Genomic DNA, 6,971 nt, shown 5'->3' on the forward strand with positions numbered 1-6,971 from the left:
CGGCCCGGTGCGTACCGTGCAGATACAGATCGAGCAGCAGCTCCGCCGGTGCCTGCGGATGGCGCTCGGCGAGCAGCAGCCGTACGGCGAAGTCCTCGTCGCTCGCGAGCAGTTCGACGCAGTCCTTGGGCAACTCCCGGCAGACGGCGGCGCTGCGCCGCAGCCAGGGGTGCGCGGACGTGGCGCACCTGCGCAGCACGTCCTGATCCGCACGCGCGTCCCACACCCAACGCAGCGTGTCCAACCGGTCCTCGGGACCGATCTCCCAGTCGATCGCCGCGCGTTGCTCCTCCGACAACTCGGGGCGGGCGGAGACCGCGAGCCGCACGGCGGGGTCCTCGTGGTGGGCCAGCCGGGACGCGAGAGCGGCGGGCAGGGTGGGGTTGCGGGCGAGATGCGCGAGCCAGGTTCCCCCGGCGAGCAGCCGCTCGGCCAGGTCCGGGCCGAGCCGGCCGCGCTCCACCACCTCCGACAACTGCCAGTCGCCCGCGTACGCGTCGACCAGTTCGGCCGTACGCTCCTCGTCCTCGTGCACGACCCACAGCGCGGCGGCCCGGCGCACCGAGGGGTCCGCGTCGTCGAGGAGCGCGGCGCGTACGCCGTCGGTCAGCGCGTGCCAGACCCGGCGGCAGGCCGCCAGCCGGAACAGCGGGTCGGGGTGCCCGGCGAGCGGCACCAGCACATGATCGGGCACCCCGGCCGCGTTGAGGGTCTCGTACCGGACCATGCCGCGTTCATGGGTCAGCAGCCGCTCGTACGCCCGGTCCGGCAGCGGCGGCACTGCCATCGCGTACGGCATCGGACCGGAAGCCACCGCGTAGGCGTCCGACGCCGGTCCGTCCAGGAGCCGGGCGCGCAGCTCGGGTGCGATCGTCCAGCTCGCGGCGAGCACCCGGCGCACCCGGCTGTCGGAATGGCCGAGCATGGCCTCGGCCACCTCGTCGGGAAACGACTCGCGGTACGAGAGCCGGTGCCTGATCGAGTGGTCGTCCAGCGCCAGCAGCCGCAGCAGTACACCGGCTGGCGCCGCCGGATTGCCGGCCAGCGCGTTCAGCATCTGATGGTTCGTCAAATCCCTTGGCCTTCGGCTTGCCCGTCCGGCCGGTGCCCGTCCTGGTCGTCTTCCACGGCCGTCACCCTATGGTCCTCGCTCTACGTCCGCGCCGCCGGTGCGCGATCGCCGGTCGGTACGGCTCCACGGCTGCGGCGCAGCATGGTGAGCGCGATGGTCGCGCTGATCGCGGCGATGACCGCGCAGGCGACACCGATCGTGTTCAGCCCCCTCGTGTACGCCTCGGCCGCCGCCGCCAGCAGGTCGTCGGCGGGCCCGGCCGGCAGATCCCGGGCCGCCGTGACGGCGTCCTCCATGCTGCCCCCGGCGGCGTCGGCCGCCGCCCGCGGGATCCCGTCGGGCACCACGACCGCGTCGCGGTAGACGGCGGTACCGAGGCTGCCCAGCACCGCGACGCCCAGGGCGTTGCCCAGGTCACCGCTGATGGAGGAGAGAGCCGCCGCGGAACCGCCCCGCTCCGGCGGCACGGACCCGATGACCAGATTGGTGCCGAGCGACCCGAAGGTGCCGACGCCGACGAAGATGATGACAAAGCCCGTCACCAGCAACGGAATCCCGCCGACCGGATCGACGAACACGAGCATCAGATAGCCGGCCATGCCGATGAGCAACGCCACCCCGACCACGGTGCTGAGCGGGTGCCGCTTGGCGATGACCGGCGCCACCTGCGCGGCGACGATCGACGCGACGGCGGCCGGCACCATCCACAGACCCGCCTCCATCGGCGAGAAGCCCTCCACCATCTGGAGGAACCCGGTGATGAACAGGTAGCCACCACCGGTACCGAGCATCGACACCGTCAGGATCAGCAGCGCCGCGCTGAACGCGCCGACCTTGAACAGCCTCAGGTCCAGCAGCGGAACGGCGAGCCTGTTCTGCCGCGCCACGAAGACCGCGCCGACGGCCAGACCGGCGGCGATCGCGAGGAGCGGCACCGGCTCGAAGCCGTACCGGGCGAGTTCCTTCAGGCCGTAGATCACCGACAGGATCGACACCAGCGACAGCAGGGCGCTGAGCAGGTCGATCCGGCCGGCGGCGCCGTCCTTGTACTCCGGCAGCAGGAAGGGGGCGACGACCAGCAGCAGCACCATCACGGGCACGCCGAGCAGGAACACCGAGCCCCACCAGAAGTACTCCAGCATCACGCCGCCGACCACCGGGCCCAGCGCGGTGCCGCCCATGAAGCAGCTGGCCCACACCGCGACGGCACGGGCCCGCTGGTACGGGTCGTGGAACATGTTGCTGATGAGCGCGAGCGTCGACGGCATCAGCGTCGCCGCGGCGATACCGAGCAGTCCCCGAGTGACGATCAGTGCCTCCGCGCTGGTGGAGTACGCGGCCGCCACCGAGGTGAGACCGACGGCCGTCGCGCCGATCATCAGCAGCTTGCGACGGCCGATCCGGTCCCCGAGCGTGCCCATGGTGATGAGGAAGCCGGCGATCAGGAAGCCGTAGACGTCCATGATCCACAGCGTCTGGGTGCCGGTGGGCCGCAGCCCTTCGGCGAGATGGGGCAGGGCGAGATACAGCACGCTCTGGTCGAGGGAGATCAGCAGGGTGGGCAGGGCCAGCACGGCGAGGCCCACCCATTCCCGGGACCCGGCCTTGCGGACGGGGGTCTCGGGGGCGTTCGATGACATGGGTTTCCTTCCTTCTCCCCGGAGTTGGGGAGCCATGCCGTACGGTGCGCCGCGCCGCTCCCGGCGCTCTCTCGGTCCGCTCTCGGTCCGCTTTCGTTCCACACGTTCCACACGTTCCAACCGGTCCACTCGGTCCGCTCGGTCCGCTCCGGGGGAGACCGGCGCGGTCGGATAGCCTGATCACATGCGTTTCGGGGTGCTGGGTCCGCTCGGTGTGTGGACGGCCGACGGGGCACCGGTCCGGATCCCCGAGCCGAAGGTCCGTGCCCTGCTGGCGTGTCTGCTGACGCACCGGGGCCGCCCCGTCTCCGCCGACCGCCTCGTCGACGACCTGTGGGGCTCCAAACCCCCGAACAACCCGCCGGGCGTGCTCCAGACGAAGGTGTGGCAGCTACGGCGCGCGCTGGAGAGCGCCGAGCCGGGCGGGCGGTCGCTCCTCGTCTCGCGCCCGCCGGGGTACGAGCTGCTGGCCGCCCCCGGCACCGTCGACGCCGACCGCTTCCAGGAACTCCTCGCCCGCGCGCGGGCGATCGCCGGACCCCGGCCCCGCGCCGCACTGCTGGGCGAGGCGCTGGCCGTCTGGCGCGGTCCCGCGTACGCCGACTTCGCCGACGAGGAGTTCGCGCGCGCCGCCGCCGACCGGCTGGCGGAACAGCGACTGACCGCCGTGGAGGAACAGGCCGACGCGCGCCTGGAACTCGGCGAACACGCCCTGGTAGCCGATGAGTTGACCGGCCTGGTGGCACTGCACCCGCTACGGGAGCGGCTGCGCGCCGCGCACCTGCGGGCCCTGTATCTCGCCGGCCGCCAGGACGCGGCACTGCGCGGCTACACGGAGCTGCGCACCCGGCTGGCCGAGGAACTGGGGGTGGATCCCGGCCCCGCGCTGACGGCCCTGCACCGCGCGATCCTCGCCCAGGACCCGGCACTCACCGCCGCGCCCCCGCCCACCACATCGGCGGCCCGCCCGCCGGGCAACGTACCGGCGCCGCTCACCGAGCTGATCGGCCGAGGCGAAGCCGTCGACGACGTACGCCAACTGCTGGGCGCCCACCGGCTGGTGACCCTCACCGGCCCCGGCGGCGTCGGCAAGACACAGCTCGCGCTGGCGACCGCGGCCCGGCTCTGCGCGGAGTTCCCCGGCGGTGTCCATCTGGTGGAACTCGCGGCGCTCGACCCGGCGCCGGCCACCGTCCTGGCCCCGGCCGACCGATGGGCCGAGGTGCACGAGACGGTCGGCGCGGTGATCGGGGTCCGGGACGACACGACCCGCCCCACGGGCGCGCCCCTGTCCCCGGCCGCGCGCCTCGCGCACGCGCTGAGCGACCGGCCGACGCTGCTGATCCTCGACAACTGCGAACATCTCGCCGCACCTGTGGCGGAGTTGGCCGAACACCTGCTGAAGGCGGCACCCGCGCTCCGTGTCCTCGCCACCAGCCAGGTGCCGCTCGGTATCACCGGCGAGCGGCTGGTGGAGGTGCCGCCGCTGCGCTGGCCCGAGCCGGCCGAGGGGCTGAGTACGGCGGACGTGGGCCGGTTCGGCGCGGTCGAGCTGTTCGTGGCACGCGCCACGGCCTCGGCGCCGCGTTTCGTCCTCGACGCGACCACTCTCGACGCGGTCGTGTCGATCTGCCGACGACTGGACGGCATTCCAGGGGCGCTGGAGATGGCCGCGACACGGGTACGGGCCCTGGGCGTGGCCGAGTTGGCGGCCAGGCTCGACGACCGCTTCCGGCTGCTCGCGGTGGGCTCGCGCGGTGCCCCGGCCCGGCAGCGCACGCTCCGGGCGGTGATCGACTGGGGCTGGGAGCTGCTGGGCGACCAGGAGCGGGCGGTGCTGCGGCGCCTGGCCGTGCACGCCGACGGCTGCACACTCGCGGCCGCGGAGGAGTGCTGCGCGGGGGAAGCCGGTGACGCCGACGCGGGCCCGGCCGGTGCGGACGTTCTCGACCTCCTCGCCCGGCTGGTGGACAGCTCGCTGCTGGTCATGACCGAGGGCGCGGCCGGCACCGACGGCCCCCGCTACCGGATGCTGGAGTCGGTCGCCGCGTACGCCGCCGAACGGCTCACCGAGTCGGGCGAGTCGGACGCGTTGCGGCGCAGGCACCGCGCGTACTACACGGAGCTGGCCGAGCGCGCCGAGCCGCATCTGCGCGGTCACGGACAACGCCGCTGGCTGCGCCGTCTCGACGCGGAGAACGCGAACATGCGCGCCGCGCTGGACAGCGCCGTACGGGCCGGGGACGCCGAGTGCGCGCTGCGCCTGGTGAACGCGCTCGCCTGGTACTGGCATCTGCGCGGGCGCAACAACGAGGCCCGGCGCTCGCTCACCCTGGCCCTGTCGACCGCCTCCGAGGCCGCCGACGCGCCCGCCGCTCAGATCGCGAAGGCCACCGGCTGGCTGGGCGGTGTCAGCCTGCTGCTCGGTGGCAGCGCGGACCCCGGCACGGAGTACCGGGCCGCGCTCAGACCGTACGAGACGGTCGACGACCCGCTCGGCCAGGCGCGGGCGCGCTGGTTCGTGGCCTCCAACCTCTACGGCATCGGCGATCCGGCCCCCAGCCGCGAACTGATCGAGTCGGCGCTCGCGACGTTCCGCTCGCTCGACGACCGGTGGGGCACCGCCGCGGCGCTCGCCGCCCTGGCGTTCCACGCCAAGCTGGAGGGTGAGTTCGGCACACTGCGGCGTCACGGCGAGCAGAGCCTGGAGCTGTTTCGCGAACTGGGCGACGAGTGGGGCCAGTTGAAGGCCATGGTGCCGCTCCAGAAGCTGGCCGAGGTGCGGGGCGACTACGAGCGCGCCGCACGGCTGCACCGCGAGGGACTGCGGATGGCCGAAGACCTCGGGCTGTGGCCCGAGGTGTCCTTCCAGTTGTCGGGCCTGGGCCGGATCGCGATGCTGACCGGTGACTATCCGCGGGCCCGGGAGTTCCACGAGCGGGCCGGACGGCTGGCGGTCGAGCAGTCGGACAGGTTCGGGGAGCAGTACGCGGAGATCGGGCTCGGGATGGGGGCGCGCCGCGCCGGCGACCTGGACGCCGCCGAGGCCCATCTGCGCACGGTGCTCGACATCCACCGGGAGATGGGCTACCAGCCGGGACTGCCCGCGCTGGTCCTCGCCGAGCTGGGATTCGTCGCCGAGCTGCGGGGTGACGCGACGGCCGCCCTTCGGCTCCAGCACGAGGGCCTGTCCGCCGCCCGCGCCGCCGGCGACGCCCGCTCACTGGCGCTGGCCCTGGAGGGCCTGGCCGGCGCTCGGGCCCTGGCGGGCCAGGCCGATCACGCCGCGCGCCTGCTGGGCGCCGCGTCGGCGGCCCGGGACTCGGTCGGCACACCCTTGCCGGCGGGCGAACAGGACGACGTCGCCCGCGTCACGGCGCGGGCGACGAAGGCCCTGGGCGGCCGGGCGGCGTTCGACGACGAGTTCGCCAGGGGCGCGGCCGGAGGGACCGGGGAAGAAGAAGACGCGGGAAAGCGCTCACCTGGCATGGCTACGAGCACAGGAGCGCACGAGGACAACGGGCCGGACCCCGGTACGTCGCGGAGAGGGGACCGAAACCGATGAGCCTTCGTCAGTACGAGTACGCCCTGGCCGTCGCCGAGGCGGGCTCGGTGACGGCAGCCGCCGAGCTGCTGCGTGTCGCCCAGCCGTCGATGTCCCAGCAGATCCGCGGCCTGGAGCGGGAACTGGGCGTGCAGTTGTTCACTCGTACCCCCACCGGACTGGTGCCGACCGTCGTCGGCCGCGCGTTCCTGCGCGAGGCGGAGGTCGCGGTCAGCGCGTCGCGCCGGGCGAGGGCGACCGCGCGGGCCGGTGCCGACGAACTGGTCGGCGAGCTGGTGGTCGCGGTCCAGATGGGCTTCGGTACGCGGCAACTGCCGGGCGCGCTCGGCTCGTTGCGTCGCCGCTTCCCCCGGCTGGAGGTCACCGTCTTCGAGGAGCCCAGCTCCGCCGAGCTGGAACGGCTCTGCCGCCGGGGCGTGCTGAACCTCGCCCTGATGGCGGCCTGCGAGCGCAGCCCCGCCGACGCCCACCACGTCGGCGACGAGGAGTTCGTGGTGGTGCTGGGCGCCGGGCACCCGCGGCTCGCCTCGGACCGGGTCGAGCTGCGCGAACTGGCGGGGGAGCCGTGGGTGCGGTTCGACCGCGACAGCGCGCTCGACGCCGTGCTCCAGAACGTGCTGCGGAACAACGAGCTGGCCCCGGCCACGGCCGCCCGCGTCTCCCAGACGGCGACGGCCGTGCGCTGGGGCCAGCT

At 73.7% G+C, this 6,971-nt stretch carries 4 protein-coding genes; 2 read left to right on the forward strand and 2 right to left on the reverse strand.

The genetic code is table 11. The features are described 5' to 3' along the window. Both BHU15_RS30905 and BHU15_RS30910 read right to left on the reverse strand, forming a co-directional pair. Positions 1-1,072 (reverse strand): hypothetical protein (locus BHU15_RS30905; RefSeq protein ID WP_174566070.1); only part of this gene is annotated, 1,072 nt, incomplete at its 3' end. A gap of 80 nt (positions 1,073-1,152) precedes the next feature. Further along, positions 1,153-2,712 (reverse strand): MFS transporter, encoded by a 1,560-nt coding sequence (locus tag BHU15_RS30910; protein ID WP_069630153.1) that lies wholly within the window; start codon positions 2,710-2,712, stop codon positions 1,153-1,155. 184 nt (positions 2,713-2,896) lie between these two features. Between BHU15_RS30910 and BHU15_RS30915 the strand changes: the two genes are divergently transcribed. Together BHU15_RS30915 and BHU15_RS30920 are read left to right on the forward strand one after the other, a co-directional pair. Beyond that, on the forward strand, positions 2,897-6,277 hold the full coding sequence (locus tag BHU15_RS30915) for an AfsR/SARP family transcriptional regulator (protein ID WP_069630154.1): 3,381 nt from the start codon (positions 2,897-2,899) through the stop codon (positions 6,275-6,277). Further along, the coding region (locus tag BHU15_RS30920; protein ID WP_069630155.1) for a LysR family transcriptional regulator at positions 6,274-6,971 on the forward strand (698 nt) is incomplete at its 3' end. The genes BHU15_RS30915 and BHU15_RS30920, both read left to right, overlap by 4 nt.

Origin of the sequence: Streptomyces niveus (assembly GCF_001723055.1) — a bacterium.
GTDB lineage: Bacteria > Actinomycetota > Actinomycetes > Streptomycetales > Streptomycetaceae > Streptomyces > Streptomyces niveus.